This window comes from Edaphobacter acidisoli (assembly GCF_014642855.1).
Taxonomy (GTDB): domain Bacteria; phylum Acidobacteriota; class Terriglobia; order Terriglobales; family Acidobacteriaceae; genus Edaphobacter; species Edaphobacter acidisoli.
This window is the reverse complement of record NZ_BMJB01000001.1, coordinates 246028-272125: the sequence shown is the minus strand read 5'-3', so window position 1 is coordinate 272125 and position 26098 is coordinate 246028. Positions and strand designations below refer to the sequence as shown.

The following is a 26098-nucleotide window of genomic DNA, read 5'->3' as shown; positions in this document are numbered from 1 at the left end:
GCGGATGCAAGTATTCCGAACCCTCGATGTAAATTTGAATCGCCCTTGGGCCAGCTTTCCGATAAGGATCAGTGGATTCTGTAGTTTATGCCCTCTCTTCCCGAAGAAGCCTCGAACGCGCCGAAGAATCAAGTACGCCTTGCTTATTTAGTGAGTCATCCCATTCAGTACCAGGCGCCGTTGCTCAGAAGAATTGCGCGTGAGCCGGATATTGACCTCACTGTGCTGTTCGGCTCGGACTTCTCCGTGCGCGGCTATCAGGACCAGGGATTTGGCGTGGACGTGAAGTGGGATGTTCCGCTGCTGGATGGATACCAGCATGAGTTTCTCCCAAAACTCCGCGACGGATCGGACGTAAGGATATTCAGCCCTTTGAGCTATGGCATAACCAGCCGCTTACGACGAGGCCCCGCGAATGGCAATGGCGGATTCGACGCGCTGTGGGTGCACGGTTATGCAACTGCAAATGCGATGCATGGAATTCTCGCCGCAAATGCGCTGGGAATTCCCGTGCTGCTCCGGGCAGAATCGTGGCTCGGCGACCGAGAACGCACCGGCCTGACACTCGCAGTAAAGAGCTGTTTTTTTTCGCTCCTCAGGCGTCTTGTCAACGGCGTGCTGCCGATTGGAACGCTGAACGCGAATTATTGGAAGCGTTATCTGGGAGAAGACCTCCCTCAATCGCTCATGCCCTACGCCGTCGACAACGCATACTTCGCCCAGCGCAGCCGCGAGGCCGCAAGCGGACGCAGCGAGTTGCAGGCAGAGCTGAACCTGGACCCCGCGCGTCCTGTCATCCTCTTCGCCTCGAAGCTCCAGACGCGCAAACGCTGCGCCGACCTGCTGGAGGCCTACCTGCGCCTCGCACCCGGACCCGGCGCTGAGCCCGTCCCGTATCTGGTCATTGTCGGGGACGGCGAAGAACGTGCCGCACTCGAGGCCCGGGCAGCCGAAAGCCGCCTTGGCAGCATCCGATTTTGTGGCTTCAGAAATCAGTCGGAGCTGCCACGGTTCTTTGACCTCGCTACGGTGTTTGTTCTGCCGTCGCAGCACGAACCCTGGGGTCTGATCGTGAACGAAGTGATGAACGCTGGCCGTGCTGTTATCGTCTCAGACGACGTTGGCTCCGCCTACGACCTCATCACCGACGGCGTTGAAGGCTGCATCTATCCGGTTGGCAACATCGACGCGCTGACCGCAGCGCTGCGTCGGGTACTCTGCACTCCAGAGACTGCAGCAAGCATGGGCGAACGAGGCCTGAAGCGAATTCAATCCTGGAGCTTTGAAGAAGACGTGCGCGGCCTCCGGCAGGCACTGGCACAGGTCACAGGGAAAATAGACGCATGATGACCGCAACGGCACAACTGGCAAAAACGAAACGAACTGCTGCTATGCTCGAAGTCGACGAAGACCAGCCGATGCGCATACTGCATATTATCGGAACGCTAAACCCGGCAGCAGGCGGGCCAACCGAGTCCGTTCGCGTGCTCTTGAGCTACGGGCCAATCGGCTACACGGGCGAAGTCGTGACACTCGACGACCCAAAGGCCCCATTTCTCAAAGACATTCCCTTTCCAGTCCATGCGCTCGGCCCATTTCGCACCACCTACGGCTTCAACACCAAACTGCTGCCCTGGCTGATTGCCAACCGTGAACGATTCGACGGTGTGGTGGTCAATGGCCTCTGGCAATACTGTGGATTCGCCGCATGGCGCGCTCTGGCCGGCAACACGCCCTATGTCGTCTTTACGCACGGCATGTTGGACCCGTACTTCAAGCGCGCCTTCCCGCTCAAGCACGTAAAAAAATGGTTCTATTGGATGCCGTTTGAACATCGCGTCCTGCGCGATGCCTACCGCGTGCTTTTTACCTCGCGTGCGGAAAAGCGGCTGGCCGAGCAAAGCTTCCGTTTGCACAAGTGGGAGCCTTACGTCGTGCCCTATGGAGCCAGCGGACCGACAGGAGATCCTGAGGTTCAAAAGGAAGCCTTCTTCGAAAAATGCCCCCAGGTGCGCAATAAGCGGTATCTGCTGTTCCTCGGCAGGATTCACCGCAAAAAAGGCTGCGACCTGCTGATCGATGCTTTCGCCAAGGTCGCCCACACTGACCCTGAACTCGACCTCGTCTTCGCAGGACCAGACTCGCAGCACTGGTCTGCGAAGCTGCAACATACCGCAACCAAAGCAGGCATCGCACATCGCATTCACTGGCCAGGCATGATCACTGGCGATGCAAAGTGGGGCGCATTCTTCGCTTGCGAGGCGTTCATCCTGCCATCACATCAGGAAAACTTCGGCATCGCGGTCGCAGAAGCTCTCGGCTGCGGCAAGCCTGTGCTGCTGGCCGACAAGGTCAACATCGCCGAAGATATCGCCGACTTCGGCGCAGGCTTGATGGAGTTGGATACAGCTGAAGGCACCCTGAGCCTGCTCCAACGCTGGATAGCCATGAGCGACCAGCAAAAACAGGCAATGGCTGTACGCGCCTTCGAGTGTTTCCACACAAACTACGACATGCGCGAGAATGCAAAGGCCATCATCAAGCTGTTTGAAAACGCGACCGTGCCTGCACCGCGACTGCGAAAGTGACTCCCTGAGCCATGCCGAAGCAAGCCCACTACAACGCGGCAGATCACATCCCGGCAGAGACAGCGGAAGATCCCTATCTGCGGCCCGCATTCTCCGCGGGCAATCGAATGCGACGACTCATCTGGGGATTCTGTTGGGCGCTGCTCTATCGCACATCCCCTCGACCATTTCACGCATGGAGAGCATCTCTGCTGCGTATGTTTGGCGCGAAGATGGGACCCGGCTGCCATTTTTACCCGAAGTCAAAAGTATGGGCGCCGTGGAACCTCGTGTGTGACAGTCAGGTCACAGCCGCTGACGGTGTCGAGATATATAACCCCGCGCCGGTTACATTTGGTTCACACGCCATCCTCTCGCAGGACGCATATATCTGCGGCGCCACACATGACTACAACGACCTCACCTTTCCCCTGCTTGCCTACACGATGAACTTCGGCGCGTATGCATGGGTGTGCGCCCGCGCTTCCGTAGCCCCAGGAGTGAATCTCGGCGAAGGCGCAGTGCTCGGCATGGGATCAGTCGCGACGCGCGACCTGGAGCCATGGAGCATCTACGCCGGAGTACCGGCGATCAAGGTGAAAGAACGAATGCGGGCCGCCGCACCTCGTAGCTAACCGCGCAGCTTGGCCAGCAGATCGGTCGGATGCACAGGCTTGGCCAGAATCTCAAATTCGTGGCCCTGCGCCCGCGCTTTTTCCAGCAGGTCAGCGGTCGAAGCCTGACCCGAAAAGAGCAGGATCTTGCACTTCGGCAGCTTCGTGCGCGCGATGATGGCTGCTTCAATGCCCGTCATGCCCGTCATGATGACGTCACTGATCAGCATGTCGGGCTGAAAGCTGTCGATGGCCTCAACGGCCTTCTCGCCGCTGTAAACAGCGCGCGCATCGAAACCAGCCTGGTTGAGAATGATGGCTAGCGTATTGGCAATAACCTGTTCGTCGTCGGCCACGAGTACTCTGGGTTTTGCGTTCGTGGAGGATGCTGGATCTGCCATGCTGAGTGTCCCCAAAAAGTATAAAAATTCACGTTCAGGCCAAATGGAACTACACAGCGCTCACTTTTACCATTTTAGCTACACAGTAATGATACGCTGACCACATGGTTGTTTGACGCATCAGACGGCAGAATAATCGCGCGCAGCCATCCACTTTTATTTTGAAGAAATCGTATGCAGCCAGCCATCATCCGCGCCGAGCGTGTCGAAAAATATTACGCGCAGCCAAGCGAAAACCGCATCCAGGTCATCGCTCCGACTGATCTGTCGATCACGGCGGGCGAGATTGTCGCGCTGCTCGGGCCATCCGGTTCGGGTAAATCAACGCTGCTGCGCATGCTCACCGGCCTGTCGTCGCCCTCAGCGGGCCAGGTCTACTGGCACGAGCGCCCGATTGCAACCGCGGACGTCAACGTCTCGATCGTCTTCCAGAGCTTCGCGCTCTTCCCCTGGCTCACCGTGCTTGAAAACGTCGAAGCCCCGCTGAAGGCGCGCGGCATGGAGCCCGCCGAGCGACGCAAGCGCAGCCTGAAGATACTCGACACGGTAGGCCTCGACGGCTTTCAGGCCGCGTATCCGAAGGAGCTCTCCGGCGGCATGCGCCAGCGCGTCGGCTTCGCGCGCGCACTCGTCGTCGAGCCCGAAGTGCTCTTCATGGACGAGCCATTCTCCGCACTCGACGTGCTCACCGCGGAGAACCTGCGCAGCGAGCTGCTCGAGCTGTGGCAGAAGAAGACCATCCCTACGCAGTCCATCTTCATCGTCACGCACAATATCGAAGAAGCCGTGCTGCTCGCCGACCGCATCATCGTCCTCGGTCGCAACCCCGGCCATGTACGCACCGATTTCAAAGTTGCCCTCCCGCAGCCGCGCGACAAAAAGAATGCCGCCTTCACACAGCTGGTCGACTACATCTACAAAGTACTCACGCAGCCCGACACGCAGCCGCCTGAGCTGCCCGACACATCAGGCAAGCCCGGCCGCGCGCAACGGCAACACTACCAGATGCTCCCGCACGCGCGCCCCGGCGGAATCGCCGGACTCCTCGAACTGCTCGTCGACCACAATGGCAAAGACGACATCTATCGCCTCGCCGACGACCTCGCCTTCGAGATCGACGACCTGCTGCCCATCGTCGACGCCGCGCGCCTTCTCGGCTTCCTGACCGTCACCGAAGGCGACGCCGTCATCACTCCGACCGGCGCGGAATACGCCAACTCCGAGATCCTTCGCCAGAAAGAGCTCTTCCGCACAGCCGCAGTCGAAAACGTGCTTCTGCTCCGCCAGATCGTGCGAGCCATCGACGCCAAGAGCGACCGCAGCGTGCCGGAAGAGTTCTTCCACGACATGCTCGACGAGCAGTTCAGCGAAGACGAGACATTGCGCCAGCTCGAAACGGCCATCAACTGGGGCCGCTACGCCGAGCTGTTCGACTTCGACGCATCGCGCCGCCGCTTCATCCAACCCGAGAAGCTGTCTCCTGAAGTTGAGCGCACCACCACGGAGATCGACGCATGATGAAGCTGCCCGAGAGCTTCGGCAGCTTCCGCAGCGGAGCTACGTTCGGCCGCTCGCAGGCCCTGCAGCGAAGCTGGCCCGTCGTGCTGGACCTCTGCGTAGCCAGCATCGCGCTCGCATGTTTCTACGGCGTCGTCGTCATCGCGCGATACTGGTTTGGTCATGCCGAACCGGAGATCGTCATCTCGCAGAGCCCGCGCGCGCTGCCGCTCTATGCCTTCTATTCCATCATCCGCATCTTTCTCGCCTATCTGCTCAGCCTGATCTTCGCCGTCGGCTACGGCTACATCGCCGCGTACAACAAGCGGGTCGAAGCGCTGATGATCGCCGCGCTCGACATCCTGCAATCGATCCCGGTGCTCAGCTTTCTTCCCGGAGTCATGCTCGCAATGGTCGCGCTCTTCCCCACGCGGCAGATCGGTGTCGAGATGGGCGCAATTGTGCTCATCTTCACCGGCCAGGTCTGGAACATGGCCTTCAGCTTCTACTCGTCGATCAAGAGCATTCCGCGCGAGCTGTCCGAAGCCGCAAGCATCTATAATTTTTCGCGTTGGCAGCGCCTCGTGCAACTGGAGCTTCCTTACTCCGCAATCGGTCTCGTCTGGAACTCCATGGTCTCCGTCGCCGGCGGATGGTTCTTCCTGATGGCCTGCGAGATGTTCGTGCTCGGCACGCGCGACTTCCGCCTGCCCGGACTCGGCTCGTATCTGCAAACAGCCGCAGGCACGGGAAACAAAGCAGCCATCACCTGGGGCCTCGTCACGATGGTCGCCATCATCGTCGCCACTGATCAGCTCATCTGGCGTCCCATCATCGCGTGGAGCGACAAATTCAAATTCGAGCAGGTCGAAAGCACGCAGCGCGTCCGCTCTCCGCTGCTGCACCTGCTGCAACATTCGCGCGGACTGCGCACGCTGAAGCACCACACCATCCGCCCGCTCAGCGAAGGCCTCTACCAGCGCCTGGCCGATGAGCGTAAGGCCCGCACGGAGCGTGCTACAGCCGCGGCCGGCTCACCCCACGTGAACGCAAATCGCCTCAAAACCGTCTTGCGCGCAATCATCGTCATCGTAGCCACCACCGCTGTTCTGTATGCAGCATGGCGAGCTCTCGGACTGCTGCGCCAGGTCAACGCATCGCAGTTCGGCGAGATCATGAAGGGCGCGCTCGCGACATTTCTCCGCGTCAACGTCTCCCTGCTCCTCTCCTCGCTGTGGACAATCCCGGTCGGTGTCGCCATCGGCTTTCACCCGCGCCTCGCGCGCATCGCACAGCCGCTCGCGCAGATTGCAGCCTCAGTCCCAGCCACCGCACTCTTCCCCGTCATCCTCATCGCGCTCGTGCGCATGGGCGGCGGCCTCGGCATCGGCTCTATCGCGCTGATGCTTCTCGGAACGCAGTGGTACATTCTGTTCAACGTCATCGCCGGCGCCATGGCCATTCCGTCCGACATGCGCGAGGTCGCCAAACTCTTCCGCTTCACCACCGTGCAGCGCTGGAAGACGGTCATCCTGCCAGGAATCTTCCCCTACCTGATCACCGGACTCGTCACAGCCTCCGGCGGCGCATGGAACGCAAGCATCATCGCCGAGTACTTCCGCCTGCAGAACCACACCATGCAGACGGTCGGCCTCGGCGCAGTCATCAGCGCTGCCACTGACAGCGGCCAGTTTCAGATTCTGCTGCTCGCCACCATCGTCATGGCCATGATGGTGGTGACGATCAACCGCCTCGTCTGGCGGCCGCTCTATCGCCTCGCCGAATCGAGATACAAGCTCGCCTAACTAAGACTTGCGTGGCCGCTCAGGTTTCACCAGTGCAAAGATAACCGCAAGCAGCGGCGGCGCCAGCAGCACTCCCCAAAACGGAATCACGATACCCAGCAGGATCGGCCCCAGAAACGCCGCCCACCACGGAACCCGCGTCGTGCGATGCAATATGTAGGGCCCGATGACCAGGCCTTCCAGAATCATGATGACGCCATAAAGTCCAAGCACTAGCCCTAGCCGCCACTCATCATGTCCTGTCACCGCAACTGAAAACACCGGCCCCAGCAGCGCAATCATGCCACCGTACGTCGGAATGATCTGCAGGATGCCGCCGAGCACAGCCCACATCGGCGCCAGCGGAACATGAATCAACTCCAGCCCGATAAACCACAGACAGCCCACAATCAACGCATCGAGCGTTGCGGCACGCCACCAATTCAGCAGCGCCGTGCCTGCCGTCTTCAGCGTGACAACCGTCTTGTCCCTTCCTGCTCCCATACCAACCTGAACCTGCCCGTACGCATCAGACCTGCTGGGGAGACTATAGCGCAAGCTTCAACGAGCGCATGACTCCCGAATCTCTGCAATCGATGAGACACCGCCATGGCCGTAATGATGCAGGCGTTCTATTGGGATGCACCAATTCAAGAAAATAAGGAAGGCCAATGGTGGAACTTTCTCGCCGGGAAAGCTCCGGAGCTTGCCGCATCCGGCTTCAACGCGCTCTGGCTCCCGCCCATCTGCAAAGCAGCCCTGGCCCGCTCTCCAGGCTACGACCCATACGATTATTTTGACTTGGGCGACTTCGACCAAAAAGGCAGCATCAAGACGCTCTACGGCAACCGCGCCGAGCTTGAGAACCTGATTCGCACCCTGCACGCAAACAATATCGGCGCATATGCGGATATGGTCATCAACCACAACTCAGGCGCGGACGAGGAGGAAGTCAATCCTCTGGACAATCAAAAGCGGTGGACCAAATTCTCTCCAAAATCAGGAAAATTCCCCCGCGACTGGAACTGCTTCCATCCTTCTCGCTACGAGCGGGTGATCATCGAGGGCGAAAACTACGCCGGCTACCCGCATCTTTGCCATCGCAATCCGCGCGTCTACGAGGCCATGTTCGAATACGCCCGCATGATCATCGAGGAAATCGGCTTCGACGGCTTCCGCTTCGACTTCGCCAAAGGCTTCGGCGCATGGATGATTGGCCTGCTCGCAAAATATCGTTACGAGCGCGACGGCAAGGAAGTTGTCCCCTTCGTTGTCGGCGAATACTGGTCTGGCCCAAACGACATCGAAGGCTGGCTGGACCGCGTTCGCGCCGTCACAGACAACCAGATTGCCGCCTTCGATTTCCCTCTTCGCTACAAGCTCAAAGACATGTGCGACACGCTCCAGTATGACCTTCGCAATCTCACAGCGGACGGCTCTGTCGTTGCCAAACGTCCCTTCAACGCCGTGACCTTCGTCGAAAATCACGACATGCGCGACAAAGAAATCATCAACGACAAGACTCTCGCCTACTCCTTCATCCTGATGAACGAAGGCTACCCATGCGTCTTCTGGCACGACTATTACAACCTTGGCCTTGCCCGCCCAAATTCTCCCAACGGCCTCGACGCGTTGATCGACGCACATCATCGCTACGCAGGCGGCGACGCTTTAATCCTGCACGCTGACCCCGACCTCTATATCCTCGAACGCGGCGGCTTCGAAGGCCAGCGCGGCTGCATCTACGTGCTGAACAATCTCGGCGACAAATGGTCCGGCACATCCGTCAAGACCCGATGGCAGAATCAGAAATTCAAACCTGTCGCATGGGACGGCCACGACATTGCACATCCAGACGAGCGCACCACCGACGGCGACGGCAACGCCGAATTCCCCGCCCCGCCACGCGGATACGCCGTCTACGCGCCAGCCTGACCGGATTGCCCGAATGCTATTCTTAAGCTATGAAGTTTGGCGTTCTCGTCTTTCCCGGATCGAACTGCGACCATGACACCTATCATGTGATCGACGCGATTGCGCATCAGCCGGTCACATTCCTCTGGCACGCCTCCGAAGACCTCCAGGGCTGTGACGCCATCCTCGTGCCCGGCGGCTTTGCCTACGGCGACTACCTCCGCACCGGAGCCATCGCAAAGTTCGCCCCGGTCATGCAGTCCGTAGCGAAGTTCGCCAAAAGCGGGGGGCTCGTCATGGGCATCTGCAACGGCTTCCAGATCCTCTGCGAAGCTGGCCTTCTGCCCGGCGCGCTCATGCGCAACGCGAACCAGAACTACATCTGCAAACAGACCCACCTGCGCACCGAGACCACCAACTCGCCCTTCACTCACAGCCTGAAGCAGGGCCAGATCCTCCAGATGCCTATCGGCCACGCCGAAGGCAACTACTTCTGCGACGCCGACACACTCGCTACGCTCAAGCGCGAAGACCGCATCGCCTTTCGTTACTCCACACCCGAAGGTGAAATCACCTCCGGAGCCAATCCGAACGGCTCACTCGAAAACATCGCAGGCGTGCTCAGCGAAGGTCGCAATGTGCTCGGCATGATGCCGCACCCCGATCGTTCGAGCGAAGCGCTGCTCGGTTCAGCCGATGGCCTGCTCCTCTTTCGGGCCCTTGCTCAGTCGCTGGCAAATGCCCGCTAACCCGTCTGATACGCTATCGCAATGATTGACATTCACCACCATCTGCTCTGGGGGCTGGACGATGGTGCCTCGAACGTCGAAACCACACTGGCCATGGCCCGCATTGCAGCCGAAGACGGCATCACCCACGTCGTCTGCTCCCCGCACGCCAACAGCCGCTATGCCTACGAGCCCGAGGTCATCTCCGCAAAGATCGCTGAATTGGAGCGTCTGCTTGCCAACGAACACATTGCACTGAAGCTTGGCCGCGGCTGTGATTTCCATCTCTCCTACGACAACATCGAACAGGCCAAATCCAATCCCGCCCGCTACAGCATCAACGGCCTCGGCTACCTGCTCGTCGAAATCCCGGACTACGGCGTGCCGCCCAATCTCACCGAAGTCTTCTACGAATTACAGCTTGCCAGTCTGACACCCATCCTCACCCACCCCGAACGCAATCCCACACTCCAAGCCGACCGGCCTCGCATGATCGAATGGCTGCAAGGAGGTGTGCTCATACAGGTCACCGCCGGGTCAATTCTGGGCCAAATGGGCAAGCAGGCCGAGCGCATGGCGCACGAGCTTCTCGAAAAGCGCTGGGTCAACTTCCTCGCCACTGACGCGCACAACACGACCTCGCGCCCGCCGAAGATGCAAGCCGCGTATGATCTCGTCGCGAAAAAATACGGCCCCGACTACGCCCACCTGCTCTGCGTCTCCAACCCCTTAGCCGCGTTTAACGGAAAGCCTCTGCAGCCGCAGCCCGAACCGCAGGGACTGTACGAGAATCTCGAACCAAAGAGCTGGTGGCAGCGCCTCTTCAACCGCTGACGCCGTGCTACCTCGACCGGCCTTATCGCAAAATGTTATTATTTCCTCCTTGAAATAGTTTCCAAATCAAGGACCCTCATGAACCGCCTCGGACTCCTCGCGTTCGCTCTCGCCACTCCCGTGCTCGCCCAATCCCCCGCGCTGATGAAGTACGCCTGCGGCCCCGCGAATCGAATGTTCGCCACACTGAGCGCCAGTTCCATCTACTCCGACACACACGCGGGCTTCGACCTCAACACTCTCCCCAGCTTCACCGGCAAATCCTGCACCAGCGACAAGCCCTTCTTCTTCTCCGTCCCCGTCGTCGAAGGCAGCGACCGTGTCACCGTCGTGCTCGGCGGAGACCAGTCCGCCACCACCACCATCTGGTCCGAAGCCCGCCGCCTCTCCGTCGAAAAAGTCCAAACCGAAGCCGGCAAATCCAAGACCGAGACCTTCGACGTCAACGTCCGCACCCCTGAAATCGGCGGCGATGCAGCGCATCACGTCCACCTCAAGCCGCGCGAGATCGGCAACCTAGACTGGGACCACAAACTCACCCTCGAGTTCAACGGCGAACACCCCAGCATCCGCAGCATCTCCGTCGAACCAATCACCCCACACGAGCCCACCATCTATCTAGCCGGCGACTCCACCGTTGTCGATCAGGACGTCGAGCCCTGGGCAGCATGGGGCCAGATGCTTCCGCGCTTCTTCCGCCCCGGCGTCGTCATCGCCAACCACGCCGAGTCCGGCGAGACCATCAAAAGCTTCGTCGGCGAGCAGCGCTTCGCAAAAATCTTCTCCCTCATCCAGCCCGGCGACTATCTCTTCATGCAGTTCAACCACAACGACCAGAAGATCAGCCCGCGCACCCACCAGCCCGTCGTTCCGCTCGACGAGTACCGCGCGCTGCTCATCGAATACATCGGCAAAGCCCGCGCTGCCGGGGCCACGCCCGTGCTCGTCACCAGCATGAACCGCCGCACCTTCGACGCCTCCGGCCACATCACCAACTCACTCGGCGACTACCCGGCCACCATGCGCTCCGTCGCCGCCGAGCAGCACGTCGCGCTCATCGACCTCAACGCCATGTCGAAGACGCTCTTTGAAACCATGGGCCCCGAAGGCACGCTCAAGGCTTTCATGCACTACCCGGCCAACTCATTCCCAAACCAGACCGAAGCCATCAGCGACGACACACACTTCAATAAATACGGCGCCTACGAGCTGGCTCGGTGCATCGTCCACGGCATCCGCGCCGCAAACCTTCCCATCAAAAAATACCTCGTCAAAGGCACCACCGACTTCAACCCAGCCCACCCTGACGACGTCAACACCTTCCATCTGCCCGCCACCCCTATTCCACCCAAGACCGAAGACGTCACCAAAGTCCCCCAGACCTAGCCATCACTGTTCCCTCAACAACGCCTCCACATCCGTCCGAAAGTCTCGTTCTCTCACCGCGCCAACATAACTCTTCGCCACGCGTCCCTCGCGGTCCACCAGAATCGTCGTGGGCACACCTTCCAGTCCCGCATCCACCTGCGACAGCGGCGAAGGAAACACCACCGGATACGGCACTTTCATCTCATCAACAAACTCCCCCACTCTCTCCCGCTTGCCTCTGTCGATCGACACCCCCACCACCGCCAATCCCTGCGGTCCAAGCTCTCGCGCCAGTCGAGCCAATCCTGGCATCTCATCACGGCAGGGGCCGCACCACGTCGCCCAATAGTTCACCAGTACGACCTGTCCACGATGATCGACCATCTTCCACTCACCACCGCCCAGCTGATCCAGTACAAGTTCAGGCATCGACTTGCGCTCAGCGACGGGAGCGATCTTACCTGCCATGCTCCCCGCGCGATACCACCCCATTGCGCCCAACAGGACCACGGCCGCCACGAAGCCCCACATCACCCATCGTTCGCGCCTCGCGTTGGCTTCCACTTCCGTCATCGGAATTTCCTATCCCATACAACCCTTTTCATCCTGCCCGCCACTCTGTAAAGTGAGACGCACAGAGAGCACGCAGATTTGTATCCGAGGTCTACCTATTCTCTCCTTTAGCCGAGGCACACTGCTCAAGACCATCGTTGCGCTGGCACTCATCTTTTCCGGCGCGCCCGCCCTGCCCTACTCGTTTCAGACGCACGAGCAGCTCATCGATCTTACCTGGAAGGCATCTATTCGTCCGCTGCTACTTGCGCGCTTTCCCAATCTCACCCCAGCGCAGCTCCACGAAGCCCATGCCTACGCCTACGGAGGCTGCGCCATTCAGGACATCGGCTATTATCCCTTCGGCGACGGCTTCTACAGCGACCTCATGCACTACGTCCGCGCCGGCGACTTTGTCCGCAGTCTCCTGCGCAACGCCCGTACCCCGGACGAGCTCGCTTTTGCCATCGGCGCTCTCACTCACTATGTTGCCGACAACATCGGCCACTCCGAGGCCGTCAATCTCTCCGTCCCGGTCGAGTTCCCCAAGCTCAAAAAGAGGTACGGCCCCAACGTCAATTATGGTGAAGACCCGCACGCCCACGTTCGCACCGAGTTCGCCTTTGACATCAACGAGCTCACCAAGCGCCGCATGGCACCCTCCGCCTACCTGCACCACGTCGGCCTTTACGTTGCAACCGATCTCCTGCGTCGCTCATTCTACGAAACCTACGGCATCGACATCAGGCGCCTCTTCATCCCAGGACATCCTATCGTTCGTGGTTACGCCTTCTCCGTCCGCAGCTTTCTTCCGCGCATCGCATATGCAGAGGCAGTTCTGCACCGCAACAGCTTCCCGCCCGACACCCCCAGCGAGCCACTCGACAAACTCAAGGCATCTCTCGCGCAGGCCGACTACGAAAATGGATGGGACCAGTACCGAAAAAAGGCTGGCTTCCTGACCTACACGATGGCCGGTTTCATCTACATCCTGCCGAAGATTGGACCACTCTCCAATCTCTCTATCCGGGGCCCCAACCAGCAGACACAAGAACTCTACGTCGAAAGCCTCAATCAGACCATCGACTCACTACGCCAGATGCTCGCCCACTTCGACCAGATTGGCAGCTATCTTCCCAACCGCGATCTCGACACTGGCGCTGAAGTCAGACCCGGCGGCTACCGTCTCACTGATGAGACCTACGCCCACCTCCTCGCCAACCTCACACGCCACCCCGAGCGCTCCGTTCCCCTTCATCTGCAGCACGACATCATCGCCTACTACGCCGATCCCAACGCCCCAATCTCAACGAAAAAGCATCACGATCAATGGGCGCAGGTCCAAGCCAATCTCAAGGTTCTGGCGACCATGCGCACCACCACCGACCCAGACCCCGACGACGGAGACACCACCACCCCCGCAGCGCCATCAAACACGCAGCAGTAACTACCGCTCAGTGCCGTATCTAAACCGGACGTAAGTCCGCGCTTCCACCGGCTGACCATTCACCCTGTAAGGCCTGAACTGCCACTCCCGCACGGCATCGAGCGATGGCTTCAGCAAACCAGCAGGTCCGCTCACAATCTCCGCACTCTCCACATCGCCACTGCGCGAGATGTTCGCCTGCACCACCACATCTCCCTCAATGTCATGCGCAAGCGCATCATGCGGATACGCTGGCCGAGGATCAGAAATTACGGACAGCTGCGCCATATCCACAAACACCGGCACCGAGCTATGCATACCCCGCGGCAACTTCGTGTCGGCCGTCGCTTCCGGAGCCATGCCCGACCCGGCAAGCACCGTCACCACCGGCCGCACCGCGCTCCTCACTGGTGTGTCCTGTCTGCGATCCGTCGAAGCGCCCGCATTCGAAGCCACCGGCGCAAAAGTAGAAGCATGCGCCGAACTCTGCGGCTGAGCCAAGGCCTGCGGCCGGGTCGAAGTCTGTGGCTGATGAGCCGCTGCCAGCTGGTTCTGCGCCGCTGCTGGCTGGTTCTCCGCTCCCTGAGCACCAGCCGCAGAGGTCGGTGCCATCGCAGGCAGATCCCGCTCTGAAACACCCTGTGTCGTTGCCGGAGTCGTCGAAGCTGCCTGCTGTTGCAGAGCCTCCGGCGCTGGTTGAGCCGCTCCCTTAGCCACATCCTGGCTCGTAGAACTCGAAGAGCTCTGCGCTTCATGCGAGCTCACCCACTCCATCACGCCAGCCTTCGAATTCGACATGGCCGCGCCAATCGTCTCGACCGCGTCGTTATAGCCATGCCATCCATGACGGCGATAGAAGAATCCACCCGCCACCACCACGGCAATCACGATAACCGCAAGGCCACTGGCCAGCCTGCGTCCCCACTTCGGCTCATCTTCCGCATACAAATACTCATTGAATGGCACGCGGATCGGAAGGTCTGCCTCATACTCCGGTTCCATCTCCGCGACCCGCAACGGCGCGGCGCCTTCCGCCAGCGACCGCGTGCGAGCCGCAACCTTCTCCTGCTCACGCTCCTGTATACGTGGCTCGCGCCAGACCGGCTCAGCCTGCTTCACAGGCCAGTTCGCCCGCGGCGGAGGACCCTTCACCCCAGCCGTTGGCCCCCACATCAGGTCCTGCTCTTTTTCTGCTGGCCACGGCTTCATCGACGGAGCCGAAGCAGTCCACTCCGGCCTCGGTGCTTCATCGTCCGGCTTGGGCCAGGGCTTCATGTCGGGCACAGGAACCGTCAACGACTCATCCACCTCAGATGCCTCAGGCCGGGTCTTCAAATCGTCCAGATGCGGTTCAATCCTCTCTATCCTGCTGTCGATGCTGTCCAGATGCATCTTCATTGCGAGCGTATTCATCTCCAGACGGCCCAGCGCTTCCTTCACCTGCGTTGGCCCGCCAAAGAGAGTCGTCGTCAAACTTCCTATATCAACCTCTGGCCCAGCCTTCAACCGCTGCACAAAGTCTGCCGCCGGGTCATCAGCCATCTTGCCAGTCGAAGTTTCATCTCCCCCACTACCGTTCACCTCAGCCCCGTTTGAAGAACTCTTTGCAGCTTCTTGAGCAGAAGCAGGTTTCGTCTCGTTCCATCCTCCAAGCCCAGCCAGAAACACCACCATCAGGCTGGCAGGAACCGCGCCCGCGTCCCCCGCATTCGCAATGTCCTTGCCACCCATTGCCACCGCAACAATGGTCAGCATGTTGGTCAGGGTCAGTTTCCCATCTTCTCTTCTTTGTACGGACTTGGTCAGCGAGGTGAAGTCTTCGCGGAAGCTCTCATCCCGCGCCAATCTCGGCGGAAGGCCGAAGAACTCCTCCGGAGATCCGAAGCCTACATCGTTTGCCCTGCATAGCTCCTGAAACTCCGTGATGTACTTCGCGTATCGTTCCGCAGTGTTCTGAGCATCGGCTAGAAGCTGCATATGGAGCAAATCATACGCCGTTGACTGCCGCTTTCGCTGTCTCGTCAACCCTGTTCACCAGCGCAAAATACATCGCTCAAAGCCAGCAAACACCACGTATCGTTGAAGCATCTAAATGCGCGTCGGAGCAACTGCAATAACTCAAGCAGAATCAATCGACCTCAATAAAGGAGCCGCAATGAAACCCTTCATCCGGCGTTCAGGAGTTTTCTTCGCCTCAATCAGCGCTCTCGCTCTGACCATCGCCACCGGCTGCGCTCCCTCGAAGTCTGCGCCCACGCCTGAGAACTTCAGCAAGGCCATCAACGCATACTTCCTCGACCACCACGAGTGCCTGTTATCCAACATACGCTTCCCCTACGAAACCACCGACAAGACCGAGACCAGACAACTCGACTCGCTCGTCAAATCGCTCCTGCTCAATAAAAACGAAGAACCAGCTATTCACAGCAGCCGTTACACCGTCGCCCCGGCAGGCCAGCGATACGCACCACGCTTCTGCTACGGCAACCGCGAAGTCACCAGCATCGACAGTTCCACGCCACTCTCCGTCGTCAACGGATTCAAGCAAAGCACCGTCACCTACCACTACACAATCACGGAAGTTCCAGTCTGGGCGAAGACGCCCGAAGTCCTCGCCGCCTTCCCGCAAATGGCGCAGGCCATCAACGACTCCAATACCGCCAAAATCACCCTCGACCAGACCACCACAAGCTGGCAGGTCCCCGATTAAATCCTGCCCAGAGCCCTCGCACTCACCAGCCGCCGCTCAAGATGCCGCTCCAACATTTCGACGGCGAATCTCCGCAGGTCAGCCCCACGCGACCGCGGCCACTCCTCCGCACCCAACTCCTTCACCGTAGCGTGAAACATCCTCGCAGCAAGCATCACCGAAGCAGCCGAAAGCGCCACACTCCCCGCTCGCCGATCATCCGCACATGTCACCCCATCAGCCGCCGCCGAATACCACACCGCGCCACCACGCAGATCGCGCCCACACACCCCGCATTGCGCCAACTCCGGCATCCACCCCATCAACCGGTTCATCCACAGCGCAAAATACGTGACCGGCATCCACATCCGCCCCACCTGCATCTCGTCCATCACGGCCAGCGCCAGGCGAAACACCGCGTCATCCACTACGCCTTCCGGCAGCTCTTCCAAAACCTCGGCAACCATCTGTAGCGCCGCCGTCCGCGCATAATCCACAGAACGCGACAGCGGCGAGCTCAAAATCTCAAACGCATCCAACCGCACCAGCTCCTGCTTCGGACGCTCCGCATACGTCGCCCGCACATGCGTCATTGGCTCCAGCGCCCCGCCAAACCGGCGCCGCGACTTCAGCGCATGACGCGCAACGCCCTTCACACGCCCCTGCTCGCGCGTAAACAGGCTCACCAGCAGATCGGCCTCTTGAAAAGGCCACGCCCGCAACACGATCGCCTCACCTCGCCGCTCGATCATCCGCCTACCGGCCAAACTGGCGCAGATGGTGATCGGCGTGAAGATAACCCCACCGCATCCAATCAGCCGCCGTCATCGTCCCAAAGAAAGGATGGCTCCCCGCATAGCTGCCCGTAGTCGTCAGCGACTCGATCTTGACCGCCGCCGACTTCACCAGCGCGTCAAACTCACCATCCGTGCGCTCCGCTATCAGCCGCTCCAGCTCAGGCGCCGTCCTGATGTTCTTCGCCCATCGAACTCCCGACCGCAGCGCCAGCCATTTCATCACCGGCGGAGGAATCCCCTTCACAGGCTTCGCCGCCCGCGCGCCCAGAGCAACATCGCAGGCGCAGTCAAGATGCCGCACCATCTGCGTAGCCGACATCTTTCCCCAGCGCGCCCTGTCGTCCGGACGCACAGCAAGAAGCCTGTTCTTCGTCTCCGCCAGCACATCGGTGGAAGCCAGACTCTTCATCGCATCCTCCATCCAAATGAAAACGCGCAGCCCTGGGCCGCGCGCTCATCAAGTTCATCGAACGACGTTACCGTCCGAAGTGCGACGCATTCTTTGTCTGGAAGTCCGCCCACTTCTCCGGCAGGTCATCACCCGCGTAGATCGCAGACACCGGGCAAACCGGCACGCACGCGCCGCAATCAATGCACTCCACGGGATCGATGAACAACTGCTCCGAATCCCCGTGGCCTGCCTCATCCTTCTTCGGGTGAATACAATCAACCGGGCACGCGTCCACGCAAGCTGTGTCCTTCGTCCCAATGCACGGTTCCGCAATCACATACGCCATCTCTTATCTCCCTTTGCCTCGTGAAAAGACAACCCTGAATAATCTTTGCTTCGATTCTAGCAGCATAATCGCTTCACACTGCAAGCCTAAATCCTCGCCCGCTCCCGAGCCTATGACTCCATTCATAGGCCTGAAACAGCGCTCCACTAGCTCCGGGCCGCCTCCCGCAACTCCCGAAACTCCTGCGGAGTCGGTATCGGCGTCAGCTCCCTGCCCGCAAACATCTCCGTAAACAGGTGCGAAATCTCGCCCAGAATCAGCCCGTTCGTCGCCAGCACCTCGCGGCTGTCCATCGTAAACTTGCCGCCGTCAAAGTGCGTCACCGTCCCGCCAGCCTCTTCCACCAGCAGCACGCCCGCCGAGGTGTCCCACGGATTCAAATTGAACTCCCAGAATCCATCCAGCCGCCCACAAGCAACATAAGCCAGGTCCAACCCGGCGCTGCCCGCACGCCGCACACCATGCGACCGCAGCGTAATCTCCTGGTAGAAATGCACATTCGGGCTGCCATGCCGTTTCCTGCTCGGAAATCCCGTCGCCGTCAGCGACTCAGCCAGCGTCTTCGTCGTCGACACATGCACACGCTTCCCATTCAGCCACGCGCCCTTGCCGCGCTCCGCTACAAACGACTCGTGCCGCAGCGGATCGAACACCACACCAGCCACCATCTCGCCGTCCGCATCCGCGGCCAACCCAGCCGGTCGCCGCTCCAGCCCGAGAATCACACAAAACGACGGAAAACCATGCGCAAAGTTCGTCGTCCCATCCAGCGGATCGACATACCATCGATACTCGCTCTCCAATTGCTCCCGCGTTCCCTCTTCGCCATAAATCCCATGCGTCGGGAACGCCGCCTTCAACTTCTCACGGATGAGCTTCTCACTGGCCCGATCAGCCTCCGTCACCAGATCGACATCGCCTTTGTACTCAGTGGTCACACCCTTGTCATAAAAACGATGCAGCAGCGAGCCAGCCTCGCGCGCAATCCCTTCAGCCACCGTCACAAATTCAAATTTACTCACCCGCGGCTCCTCTTCTTCGAACTACCTCCAGTGTAAGCCTCTACTTATGCTGATTCCTGCATTTCCATTCGGCACCCTGAGCGAAGCCACCGCCTCAAACGACGCTATATCTCTTTTGACTCCTCACATCTTCTTCAGGCATACTCCCCCACATTCATCGGGCCATGCATTCATCTCCTCATGGAGGAATACCACCATGCCCAAATACCTCATCGAACGCAACATCCCCGGCGCTGCCAAACTCACGCCCGAGCAACTCACCGCTATCTCACAAAAATCTTGCAGCGTCCTCAGAAGTCTTGGACCTGAGATCCAGTGGGTCCAGTCCTTCGTCGCCGGCGACAAGATCTACTGCATCTACATCGCCCCCAGCGAAGACCTCATCCGCAAACACGCCGCCGAAGGAGGCTTCCCCGCCAACGTCATCGCACCCATCGCCACCATCATCGACCCCACCACAGCCGAGACATGAGATTCACGCGAAGCGTCTGGCCCCTACAACGCATCCCCGTAGTATCCGGTTCTATACCGCAACCGATACTTCGCAGCCAGCGCCGGGTCCTTAAGCTTCACCGTGATCCGGCGAAACGGGCTGTCTCCCTTATGCTGCTGCGGCGCGTAATACCCCAGCAGATACTGCGTCCGCAGATCATCCGACACATGCGCGAACGCCGGCTCCAGGTCCCTCGGGTCCTCGACGTAGTAGAACTTCCCGCCCGTGTCCCGAGCCATCTGGATCAGCGCATGCTCCCCACCCGTATTGCGTCCCGCATCCGCATCCACCGGCACCACAATAATCGAATACACCATCGTCGCCGCCCGCTGCGCCTGCTCCACCGCGTGCGTGTAGTTCGTCTTCTGCGCCGTATCCACGCCATCTGTAATCAGCACCATCACGCGCCGCTGCCCACTGTCCTGGCGCGTTCCCGCCAGCGCCTCCGACCCCAGATAAATCGCGTCATACATCGCGGTCTCATCGCCATGCTCAATCTCGCCCAGCCCGCGCTCAATCCTCTTCTTGTCATTGGTGAACGGAACAATCTCCCTCACCTGATCGGCAAACGACATCAGGTCAAGCTGATCCTGCGGCCTCAGCAGCGCATTCACAAAGTGCTTCGCCGCATCATGCTCCAGCCGCTCATCGCCAAACACGCTCATGCTCGCATCAATCGCCAGCACAATCTCCAGCGGTGTCGACGAGTCCTTCTCGAACACGGCAATCTTCTGCGGCTTTCCGTCCTCCAGCACCTCGAAGTCATCGCGCCCCAACCCGCCCACCGGAGCGCCCGTCTCGTCCACCACATTCACCGCCACATTCACCAGCCGCGACTGCACCCGAATCGTGCCTTCCTTCGCCACCGGAGCCTGCGTCCCAGGCGCATCATGGTCGTCGCTCGACGGAGCTTGTGGCCCATCCATCTGCGGAGGCCGCCGCACCACCGGTGCCTGCGCCACCAGCGCCGTCCCCAGCAACCCCGCCGCCAACGCAGCCACAACCCTCACAGCCGCTCCTTCGCCGTCAGCCCAATCTCCTCAGGGAATGGCTCACCATCCGCCCAAACCACCCCATCCACAAACTGCTCTTTCTTCCAGATAGGCACGGTCTTCTTGAGCGTATCGATCAGCCATCTGCACGCATCAAACGCCGCGCCCCGATGCGCCGAAGCCACCACCACCAGCACACTCGTCTCGCCCACCACCAGCCGTCCCAGCCGATGCACCACCGCCACGTCCCTTACGCCGAACCGCCCCACGGCCTCCGTCGCCAGCTCACGCATCTTCCCCAGCGCCATCTCGCGATAAGCCTCGTAATCCAGGTGCAGCGTCTTCCGTCCACGCGAATTGTCCCGCACAATCCCGTCGAAGACGCACACCGCCCCATCGGCGCCCGCCTTCATCGACGCCACAATCTCCCCCGCCGGAATCACCTCATCCACAATCTCAACTCTCATCACCAAACCCCGCAAAATATACCGGCTTATCCAAACTCAGCGCTCTCTTATCATGCCGAGCCGTCTCCCTACATTCAACAGACTCCCCGGAGGCCTCGATGTAACAAATCTACTCTCCACAATCTCCGCGAATCTGCCCCATTGCCCACCGCGCGCTCTCCGCCAACACCTCATCCTCACCCGCAGCCCAGGCCTCCAACTGCGGCAGATACCGCGCATCGCCACTATTGCCCATCGCAATCGCCACATTCCGGTGCACACGCTTCTTCCGTGTACGTTCCAGCGGCGATCCTTTAAACCACCGCTTGAACGCCGCCGAGTCCATCTCCGCCAGCCACTCCAGCGCCGGATTCACCAACTCCGCCCGCATCTCCATCCCAGCATGCACAGCCACCGGCGCCCTCCGGTTCCACGGACAAACCTCCTGGCAGATATCGCACCCAAACACCTGCCGCCCCATCAGCCCGCGCAACTCCTCCTCAATCACACCCTTCTTCTCAATCGTCAGATACGCAATGCATCGCGAAGCATCCATCTGGCGCGGCGCAATCAAAGCATCCGTCGGGCAAGCCTCAATGCACCGTGTACAACTCCCGCACCTGTCCGCCGCCACATCCAGCGCAGCACCAGCCGCAACCGGCACCGACGTCACCACCACCGCCAGCAGCAGCCACGACCCCAGCTCCTGATTCAACACGCAGGCATTCTTCCCAATCCACCCAATCCCCGCCTTCGCCGCAACCGCCCGCTCAACAATCGGCCCCGTATCGACATAACATCGCGTCTCGCACTCAAATCGCCCGCGCAAAGCCTCTTCCACACGCCGCAGCCGCCCAAGCAGTTCATCGTGATAGTCGCTCGGCCCCAGCGTCCCATCCTCACCCCTGCGCCCACTCCACGCATACCGCGCAATCCATCCCGCGCCCACAGGAGCAGCATCCACCGACCGCGGTCCGCCGCCGTTGTAGTTCATCGCGCAGACAATCACCGACCGCGCCCACGGCATCGCCACCCGCACACCGCTCCGCAGCAGCGTCCCCTGCTCATCCCGCCGCTTCAGATACTCCATCTCCCCCGCGCGTCCCGCATCCACCCACTCCGAGAACCGCTCCGCATCCACCTGCCCTTCATCGCTCTCCGTTGCCGACACCGCCGCCACCCCGGCAGCATCAAACCCAGCCTCCAGCGCCCGCTCCCGCATCCACCGCACCAACTCCGGGGTCCACTCACCCACTGCCGCTCTCCTCATCTCTCTTTCCAGAGTAGCCTCGTCTCCAGACCACAACATCTGTCATTTCGACCGGAGGCGGCATCTTTGCCACCGTAGTGGAGAAACCCGCTTCGCTACCGCAGCCGTCGTCACAAAAATGAAAGCTCCTATACTTAAGTGAAATTTACGCGCTAAACTTCATCTGCGAAAAGATCCTTTCATCCACCGCACGAGAGATCCCATCTTGACCCGACGCCTCCTCCGCACCACCTTGCCGCTCGCACTGGCAACAGCCCTCGCCGCCAGCCCCGCGCAGACCGTCGTCCACATCGACCACCGCTACACCAACACCGACGCCCAGAGCCTCATCGGCCTTCCCCTCGGCTCGCACAAAACCGTCATCGACAAACAAGGCAACCTGCACTGGTCGCAGTGGACGCTCAAGCGCCGCCCACTCGACAGCCCCATCGGCTTCTCCGACCAGATGGACGGCGAGCTCGCCATCCAGGCGTTCACCGGCGAAGGCGAAGCCTCGCCACTCGCCATGCAGTCGCAGAGACTCTACAAAGACCGCTACCCCTTCATCATCACCAGGCTCGCAGCCAACAACACCTCACTCGAAGAACTCGCCTTCGCCGTCGATCCCGAACAAGACCCCGCAAAACTCCCCACAGCCACCTCCGGCGCGAGAGCATTCGACGTAGTACGCCTCACCTTCACCAACAACGGCACCGAGCCCACGCACGTCCTGCTCAAACTCAGCGGCCGCAACCGCAACCTTCCCGGCCACGCCTACATCGCCAGCTACTCCGGCATCGCAACTGAATCCGGCGAAGACATCGTCCTGATCGACCACAATAACTTCACCGAGAAATCCGAAGACAACGCCCTCACCCTAGCACTCACCGCCTATCTCAAGCCGCACGAATCCGAGACTGTCTGGCTCCGCTTGCCTTACGAATTCCCGCGGTCCCGCAACGCGGAACTATCCACCCTCTCCGGCGAAGCACTCCTCGCCCGCGCCACCACGCAATGGGACGCCATCTGGTCCCGCGGCGCGCGCATCCACTACCCCAGCCAGCAGCTCAACGACTTCTTCGACTCCAGCCTCGCCTACGTCCTCATCCTCACCGAGTACGACGCCCGCGGCGACCTCTGGGTCCTCGATGGCCCCGCCGTCTATCGCCAGTACTGGGGCCGCGGCGAGCTCTTCCAGGCCCGCGCCATGGAGGTCGCCGGCCATCTCGACCCCGCGCGCCAGTCCATCAAGCACGCCTTCCACATCCAGAACGACGACGGTGAGTGGGACGGTCCACCCGTCAGCGGTTGGCCCGCGTGGGACAACATGGGCGGCAACGCCGGCGCCGCGTGGGACTACTACCTCTACACCCACGACGCCGCGTGGCTCGCCAAAGCCTACCCGCACATGCTCGCCGCGTCCGAGTGGATCAAAGCCCACCGCGAAGAAACCACACTCGAAGACGTAGCCACCACACCCATCGGCGCACGCCCCATCCGGCGCATGTTGACCGGCGCACGCTGCCGCACCGAACCAACCCCACCGCTCGCGCTCGGCGAAAAGACCTACTGGTACGGCCTGCTCCCGTGGAGCTACGGCGACTCCGGCCTGCCCGAAGGCCACAGCTACTCGCACAACTATCTCGCCGACTACGCCGTCCGCGTCACCGCCGAAGCCGCCCGCGCGCTCAACCATCCGCACGAGGCCCAGTGGCTCGACAAAGAGTACGCCGACTACACCGCCGCCATCCGCGCTTCGATCAACCGCTCCATCACACTCGAAAAACTCACGCCAAAATATCTCCCCGCGATGCCAACCTATCCCGAAGGCGCATATTCGCAGAGCTTCCTCGCCGTCACCCCCACGCAGATCTACTCACCCACCGACCCGCTCATCACCGGCCTCCTCACCCGCATGGAGAGCGAAGAATCGCAAGGCCTCCCCACCAACGTCGCATGGGCAGGCCCCGCAGGCGTCTGGCCCGGCGAAGCCATGAACATGGCCGAGACCTACCTCCTCCGCAACGACGCGCAACACACAGCCGACATGCTCCTTAGCGCGCTCAACCACTCCTACACCACCAACGTCTTCAAAGAAGAGATACTCACCGACGTCACCAAGCCGCGCGCGTGCAACACCCCACACTCCAAACGCGAAAACATGCAAGGCACCGGCGACATGCCCGAAGCCTGGGGCAACGCCAACGCCGTCAACCTGCTCCGCGACATGCTCGTGCAGGAACGAAATCCCGCTCCAGACGAACACGGCACAGCAGCACTCCATCTCTTCAGCGGCCTACCGCCAAGCTGGATCACTCCCGGCGAAACCTTCAGCATCACCAACACCCCCACCACCTTCGGCACCAGTGTCTCCGCAAGCCTCCACGTCATCAGCGTGAGCAAAATGCAGATCACCATCAACCCCGGAAACAAACCCACCACCATCGCCGTCCACATACCAACAGACAAAACCATCCTCACCATCCACGTCGACGGCAAATCCGTCACGCCGTCCACCATCGTCACCATCCCATCCCTCTCCAAACCCACCACCATCGACGTGGAGACAGAATGAACCGCCGCGAATTTCTCACCACCCTAGCCGCCACCGCAGCCGCAACCACGCTGCCAACTCTCGCGCAATCGCCAGCGCAATCCCAAGGGAACGCCCAGCTCGCAATCGAAAGCACCACAGGCCCCACCATCCCGCTCGACTTCACCGGCCTCTCCTACGAGACCGCGCAGCTAGCCAACCCGGCCTTCTTCTCCGCGCAAAACAAAGTCCTCATCGACCTCTTCCGCGGCCTCAGCCCGCAAGGCGTCCTGCGCATCGGCGGCAACACCAGCGAGTTCACCACCTGGAGCCCCACCGACATCACCACGCCGCCGCCCTTCGACGCCACCGGCCCCGCCACGCACGCGCACGCCGAAATCCCCACCACCAACACCCCACGCGCCATCAAAAATCTCCGCGCCTTCCTCGACGCCACCAACTGGACGCTCATCTACGGCCTCAACGCCGCGCGCGGCACCATCGAAAACGCCGTCGCCGAAGCCATCGCCGTGCACGAGATCATCGGCCCGCGCCTCATCTGCTTCCAGCTCGGCAACGAACCCGCATCCTGGCGCCGCCGCTACCGCCCCGCCACCTTCACCTACGCCGACTATGCCAAAGAGTGGGCCAAACTCCACGACGCCGTCGTCGCCAAAATCCCCAACGCCAGATTCGGTGGCGCCGACGACAACGGCACCGCCTACCTCACCGGCCTCGCAGCCGACGCAAGCCACTACCACGACATCGTCCTGCTCACCAGCCACTACTACACGATGGGCCCCGCGAGCAGCCCAAAATCCACGCTAGAGCGTCTCCTCAACCCCGACCCCAAGCTCGCGTCCAACCTCGCAACCATCATGGCCGCAGCGCGCGCCACGCATCTTCCCTACCGCATGACCGAGGGCAACTCCTGCTGGGACGGCGGCAAGCCCGGCGTCTCCGACACGCTCGCCTCCGCACTCTGGTGCGCCGATATGATGCTCCAATTCGCACAGGCAGGAGCAGCCGGCGTCAACCTGCACGGCGGCGGCGAAGGCTTCTACACGCCCATCGCCGGCTCACCCTCCACCGCGCTCACCACGCGCCCCGAGTACTACGGCATCCAGTTCGCGCAACAGCTCACCGGCCACACCTTCCTCAAAACCACACTCACCGGCGCAAGCCCACGCGTCAATGCCTACGCATTAGAGCAACACCACCACCGCGCACTCGTCGTCATCAACAAAGACGACGCACCGCTCACCCTCACCATCCCCACACGCACACAAACCAAAGCCGTCCGCCTCACCGGCCCCGCATTCGACTCCAAATCCAAACCCGACTACAACCCCATCACTGTGCCGCGCACAACACATCTCGAAATCCCCGCGCGCAGTGCAACGTTGTACAACCTCTGATCTACATAAATTGTCATCCTTCCGCGCAGCGGGATGA

The 26098-nt window shown here is 60.7% G+C and carries 25 protein-coding genes; 14 read left to right on the top strand and 11 right to left on the bottom strand.

The window, feature by feature from the left end:
• The first annotated feature begins 87 nt into the window (after positions 1-87).
• The 3 genes from IEX36_RS01010 to IEX36_RS01000 are packed head-to-tail and all read left to right on the top strand — an operon-like array spanning position 88 to position 3202.
• Positions 88-1347, top strand: a complete 1260-nt coding sequence (locus IEX36_RS01010) for a glycosyltransferase family 4 protein (RefSeq protein WP_188757521.1) — start codon at positions 88-90, stop codon at positions 1345-1347.
• Positions 1344-2588, top strand: a complete 1245-nt coding sequence (locus IEX36_RS01005; protein WP_229668594.1) for a glycosyltransferase — start codon at positions 1344-1346, stop codon at positions 2586-2588. The genes IEX36_RS01010 and IEX36_RS01005 overlap by 4 nt, the downstream gene beginning before the upstream one ends.
• A gap of 11 nt (positions 2589-2599) precedes the next feature.
• Complete coding sequence (locus IEX36_RS01000) at positions 2600-3202, top strand: LbetaH domain-containing protein (protein ID WP_188757520.1); 603 nt, start codon at positions 2600-2602, stop codon at positions 3200-3202.
• On the opposite strand, the gene IEX36_RS00995 is transcribed toward IEX36_RS01000, so the two are convergent.
• Complete coding sequence (locus tag IEX36_RS00995) at positions 3199-3582, bottom strand: response regulator (RefSeq protein WP_188757519.1); 384 nt, start codon at positions 3580-3582, stop codon at positions 3199-3201. The genes IEX36_RS01000 and IEX36_RS00995 overlap by 4 nt on opposite strands.
• A gap of 174 nt (positions 3583-3756) precedes the next feature.
• Here IEX36_RS00995 and IEX36_RS00990 point away from each other — a divergent pair, with 174 nt between their 5' ends.
• Both IEX36_RS00990 and IEX36_RS00985 read left to right on the top strand, forming a co-directional pair.
• Entirely contained in the window at positions 3757-5100 is a 1344-nt protein-coding gene (locus IEX36_RS00990; RefSeq protein ID WP_188757518.1) for an ABC transporter ATP-binding protein, read from the top strand.
• Positions 5097-6884, top strand: a complete 1788-nt coding sequence (locus IEX36_RS00985) for an ABC transporter permease (RefSeq protein ID WP_188757517.1) — start codon at positions 5097-5099, stop codon at positions 6882-6884. Before IEX36_RS00990 ends, IEX36_RS00985 begins: the two co-directional genes overlap by 4 nt.
• Here the strand turns inward: IEX36_RS00985 and IEX36_RS00980 are convergent, their stop codons facing one another.
• Positions 6885-7367, bottom strand: coding sequence for an AI-2E family transporter (locus tag IEX36_RS00980; RefSeq protein ID WP_188757516.1), 483 nt, complete (start codon positions 7365-7367; stop codon positions 6885-6887). It lies immediately after the preceding gene.
• A 105-nt stretch (positions 7368-7472) separates the two neighbouring features.
• Here IEX36_RS00980 and IEX36_RS00975 point away from each other — a divergent pair, with 105 nt between their 5' ends.
• The 4 genes from IEX36_RS00975 (at position 7473) to IEX36_RS00960 (ending at position 11725) form a co-directional block, all read left to right on the top strand.
• Positions 7473-8798 carry an alpha-amylase domain-containing protein gene (locus tag IEX36_RS00975; protein ID WP_188757515.1) on the top strand — a complete coding sequence of 442 codons (1326 nt, stop codon included), beginning with the start codon at positions 7473-7475 and terminating at the stop codon, positions 8796-8798.
• 29 nt (positions 8799-8827) lie between these two features.
• Entirely contained in the window at positions 8828-9526 is a 699-nt protein-coding gene (gene purQ, locus IEX36_RS00970) for a phosphoribosylformylglycinamidine synthase subunit PurQ (RefSeq protein ID WP_188757514.1), read from the top strand.
• A 21-nt stretch (positions 9527-9547) separates the two neighbouring features.
• Positions 9548-10339 (top strand): tyrosine-protein phosphatase, encoded by a 792-nt coding sequence (locus tag IEX36_RS00965; RefSeq protein WP_188757513.1) that lies wholly within the window; start codon positions 9548-9550, stop codon positions 10337-10339.
• Positions 10340-10417: 78 nt separating this feature from the next.
• Positions 10418-11725: a rhamnogalacturonan acetylesterase gene (locus IEX36_RS00960; protein WP_229668593.1), complete on the top strand. Its 1308-nt coding sequence runs from the start codon at positions 10418-10420 to the stop codon at positions 11723-11725.
• 3 nt (positions 11726-11728) lie between these two features.
• On the opposite strand, the gene IEX36_RS00955 is transcribed toward IEX36_RS00960, so the two are convergent.
• Positions 11729-12280: a TlpA family protein disulfide reductase gene (locus IEX36_RS00955; protein WP_229668592.1), complete on the bottom strand. Its 552-nt coding sequence runs from the start codon at positions 12278-12280 to the stop codon at positions 11729-11731.
• A gap of 52 nt (positions 12281-12332) precedes the next feature.
• On the opposite strand from IEX36_RS00955, the gene IEX36_RS00950 reads away from it, so the two are divergent.
• Positions 12333-13706, top strand: coding sequence for a zinc dependent phospholipase C family protein (locus IEX36_RS00950; protein WP_229668591.1), 1374 nt, complete (start codon positions 12333-12335; stop codon positions 13704-13706).
• Here the strand turns inward: IEX36_RS00950 and IEX36_RS00945 are convergent, their stop codons facing one another.
• A complete protein-coding gene (locus IEX36_RS00945; protein ID WP_188757510.1) occupies positions 13707-15662 on the bottom strand; it encodes an energy transducer TonB in 1956 nt (651 codons plus the stop codon). It lies immediately after the preceding gene.
• A 178-nt stretch (positions 15663-15840) separates the two neighbouring features.
• On the opposite strand from IEX36_RS00945, the gene IEX36_RS00940 reads away from it, so the two are divergent.
• Positions 15841-16395: an SEN1982 family lipoprotein gene (locus tag IEX36_RS00940; protein WP_188757509.1), complete on the top strand. Its 555-nt coding sequence runs from the start codon at positions 15841-15843 to the stop codon at positions 16393-16395.
• Here IEX36_RS00940 and recO read toward each other — a convergent pair.
• The 4 genes from recO to IEX36_RS00920 all read right to left on the bottom strand — a co-directional run bounded on the left by recO (position 16392) and on the right by IEX36_RS00920 (position 18930).
• A complete protein-coding gene (recO, locus tag IEX36_RS00935; RefSeq protein ID WP_188757508.1) occupies positions 16392-17126 on the bottom strand; it encodes a DNA repair protein RecO in 735 nt (244 codons plus the stop codon). The genes IEX36_RS00940 and recO overlap by 4 nt on opposite strands.
• Before the next feature lie 4 nt (positions 17127-17130).
• Positions 17131-17580, bottom strand: coding sequence for a DUF1569 domain-containing protein (locus IEX36_RS00930; protein WP_188757507.1), 450 nt, complete (start codon positions 17578-17580; stop codon positions 17131-17133).
• Between the two features lie 67 nt (positions 17581-17647).
• Positions 17648-17908: a 4Fe-4S dicluster domain-containing protein gene (locus IEX36_RS00925; RefSeq protein ID WP_188757506.1), complete on the bottom strand. Its 261-nt coding sequence runs from the start codon at positions 17906-17908 to the stop codon at positions 17648-17650.
• 146 nt (positions 17909-18054) lie between these two features.
• Positions 18055-18930 carry an inositol monophosphatase family protein gene (locus tag IEX36_RS00920; RefSeq protein WP_188757505.1) on the bottom strand — a complete coding sequence of 292 codons (876 nt, stop codon included), beginning with the start codon at positions 18928-18930 and terminating at the stop codon, positions 18055-18057.
• A gap of 196 nt (positions 18931-19126) precedes the next feature.
• Here IEX36_RS00920 and IEX36_RS00915 point away from each other — a divergent pair, with 196 nt between their 5' ends.
• Positions 19127-19402: a DUF4242 domain-containing protein gene (locus tag IEX36_RS00915; RefSeq protein ID WP_188757504.1), complete on the top strand. Its 276-nt coding sequence runs from the start codon at positions 19127-19129 to the stop codon at positions 19400-19402.
• Between the two features lie 23 nt (positions 19403-19425).
• Here IEX36_RS00915 and IEX36_RS00910 read toward each other — a convergent pair whose 3' ends face one another.
• The 3 genes from IEX36_RS00910 to queG all read right to left on the bottom strand — a co-directional run bounded on the left by IEX36_RS00910 (position 19426) and on the right by queG (position 22131).
• Complete coding sequence (locus tag IEX36_RS00910; RefSeq protein ID WP_229668590.1) at positions 19426-20433, bottom strand: VWA domain-containing protein; 1008 nt, start codon at positions 20431-20433, stop codon at positions 19426-19428.
• Entirely contained in the window at positions 20430-20882 is a 453-nt protein-coding gene (locus IEX36_RS00905; RefSeq protein WP_188757503.1) for a molybdenum cofactor biosynthesis protein MoaE, read from the bottom strand. The genes IEX36_RS00910 and IEX36_RS00905 overlap by 4 nt, the downstream gene beginning before the upstream one ends.
• 109 nt (positions 20883-20991) lie before the next feature.
• A complete protein-coding gene (gene queG / locus IEX36_RS00900; RefSeq protein ID WP_188757502.1) occupies positions 20992-22131 on the bottom strand; it encodes a tRNA epoxyqueuosine(34) reductase QueG in 1140 nt (379 codons plus the stop codon).
• A gap of 205 nt (positions 22132-22336) precedes the next feature.
• On the opposite strand from queG, the gene IEX36_RS00895 reads away from it, so the two are divergent.
• Both IEX36_RS00895 and IEX36_RS00890 read left to right on the top strand, forming a co-directional pair.
• A complete protein-coding gene (locus IEX36_RS00895; protein WP_188757501.1) occupies positions 22337-24685 on the top strand; it encodes a glycoside hydrolase family protein in 2349 nt (782 codons plus the stop codon).
• A complete protein-coding gene (locus tag IEX36_RS00890) occupies positions 24682-26061 on the top strand; it encodes a hypothetical protein (RefSeq protein WP_188757500.1) in 1380 nt (459 codons plus the stop codon). Before IEX36_RS00895 ends, IEX36_RS00890 begins: the two co-directional genes overlap by 4 nt.
• The last annotated feature ends 37 nt before the right edge of the window (positions 26062-26098 follow it).

Coding starts and splice junctions, on each gene's coding strand:
- IEX36_RS00915 (WP_188757504.1), top strand. CDS start 19,127: ATGCCCAAATACCTCATCGAACGCAACATCCCCGGCGCTGCCAAACTC.
- IEX36_RS00960 (WP_229668593.1), top strand. CDS start 10,418: ATGAACCGCCTCGGACTCCTCGCGTTCGCTCTCGCCACTCCCGTGCTC.
- IEX36_RS00975 (WP_188757515.1), top strand. CDS start 7,473: ATGGCCGTAATGATGCAGGCGTTCTATTGGGATGCACCAATTCAAGAA.
- IEX36_RS00940 (WP_188757509.1), top strand. CDS start 15,841: ATGAAACCCTTCATCCGGCGTTCAGGAGTTTTCTTCGCCTCAATCAGC.
- queG (WP_188757502.1), bottom strand. CDS start 22,131: ATGAGGAGAGCGGCAGTGGGTGAGTGGACCCCGGAGTTGGTGCGGTGG.
- recO (WP_188757508.1), bottom strand. CDS start 17,126: ATGATCGAGCGGCGAGGTGAGGCGATCGTGTTGCGGGCGTGGCCTTTT.
- IEX36_RS00925 (WP_188757506.1), bottom strand. CDS start 17,908: ATGGCGTATGTGATTGCGGAACCGTGCATTGGGACGAAGGACACAGCT.
- IEX36_RS00985 (WP_188757517.1), top strand. CDS start 5,097: ATGATGAAGCTGCCCGAGAGCTTCGGCAGCTTCCGCAGCGGAGCTACG.
- IEX36_RS00990 (WP_188757518.1), top strand. CDS start 3,757: ATGCAGCCAGCCATCATCCGCGCCGAGCGTGTCGAAAAATATTACGCG.
- IEX36_RS00955 (WP_229668592.1), bottom strand. CDS start 12,280: ATGACGGAAGTGGAAGCCAACGCGAGGCGCGAACGATGGGTGATGTGG.
- IEX36_RS00965 (WP_188757513.1), top strand. CDS start 9,548: ATGATTGACATTCACCACCATCTGCTCTGGGGGCTGGACGATGGTGCC.
- IEX36_RS00890 (WP_188757500.1), top strand. CDS start 24,682: ATGAACCGCCGCGAATTTCTCACCACCCTAGCCGCCACCGCAGCCGCA.
- IEX36_RS01005 (WP_229668594.1), top strand. CDS start 1,344: ATGATGACCGCAACGGCACAACTGGCAAAAACGAAACGAACTGCTGCT.
- IEX36_RS00945 (WP_188757510.1), bottom strand. CDS start 15,662: ATGCAGCTTCTAGCCGATGCTCAGAACACTGCGGAACGATACGCGAAG.
- purQ (WP_188757514.1), top strand. CDS start 8,828: ATGAAGTTTGGCGTTCTCGTCTTTCCCGGATCGAACTGCGACCATGAC.
- IEX36_RS01010 (WP_188757521.1), top strand. CDS start 88: ATGCCCTCTCTTCCCGAAGAAGCCTCGAACGCGCCGAAGAATCAAGTA.
- IEX36_RS00980 (WP_188757516.1), bottom strand. CDS start 7,367: ATGGGAGCAGGAAGGGACAAGACGGTTGTCACGCTGAAGACGGCAGGC.
- IEX36_RS00930 (WP_188757507.1), bottom strand. CDS start 17,580: ATGAAGAGTCTGGCTTCCACCGATGTGCTGGCGGAGACGAAGAACAGG.
- IEX36_RS01000 (WP_188757520.1), top strand. CDS start 2,600: ATGCCGAAGCAAGCCCACTACAACGCGGCAGATCACATCCCGGCAGAG.
- IEX36_RS00995 (WP_188757519.1), bottom strand. CDS start 3,582: ATGGCAGATCCAGCATCCTCCACGAACGCAAAACCCAGAGTACTCGTG.
- IEX36_RS00905 (WP_188757503.1), bottom strand. CDS start 20,882: ATGAGAGTTGAGATTGTGGATGAGGTGATTCCGGCGGGGGAGATTGTG.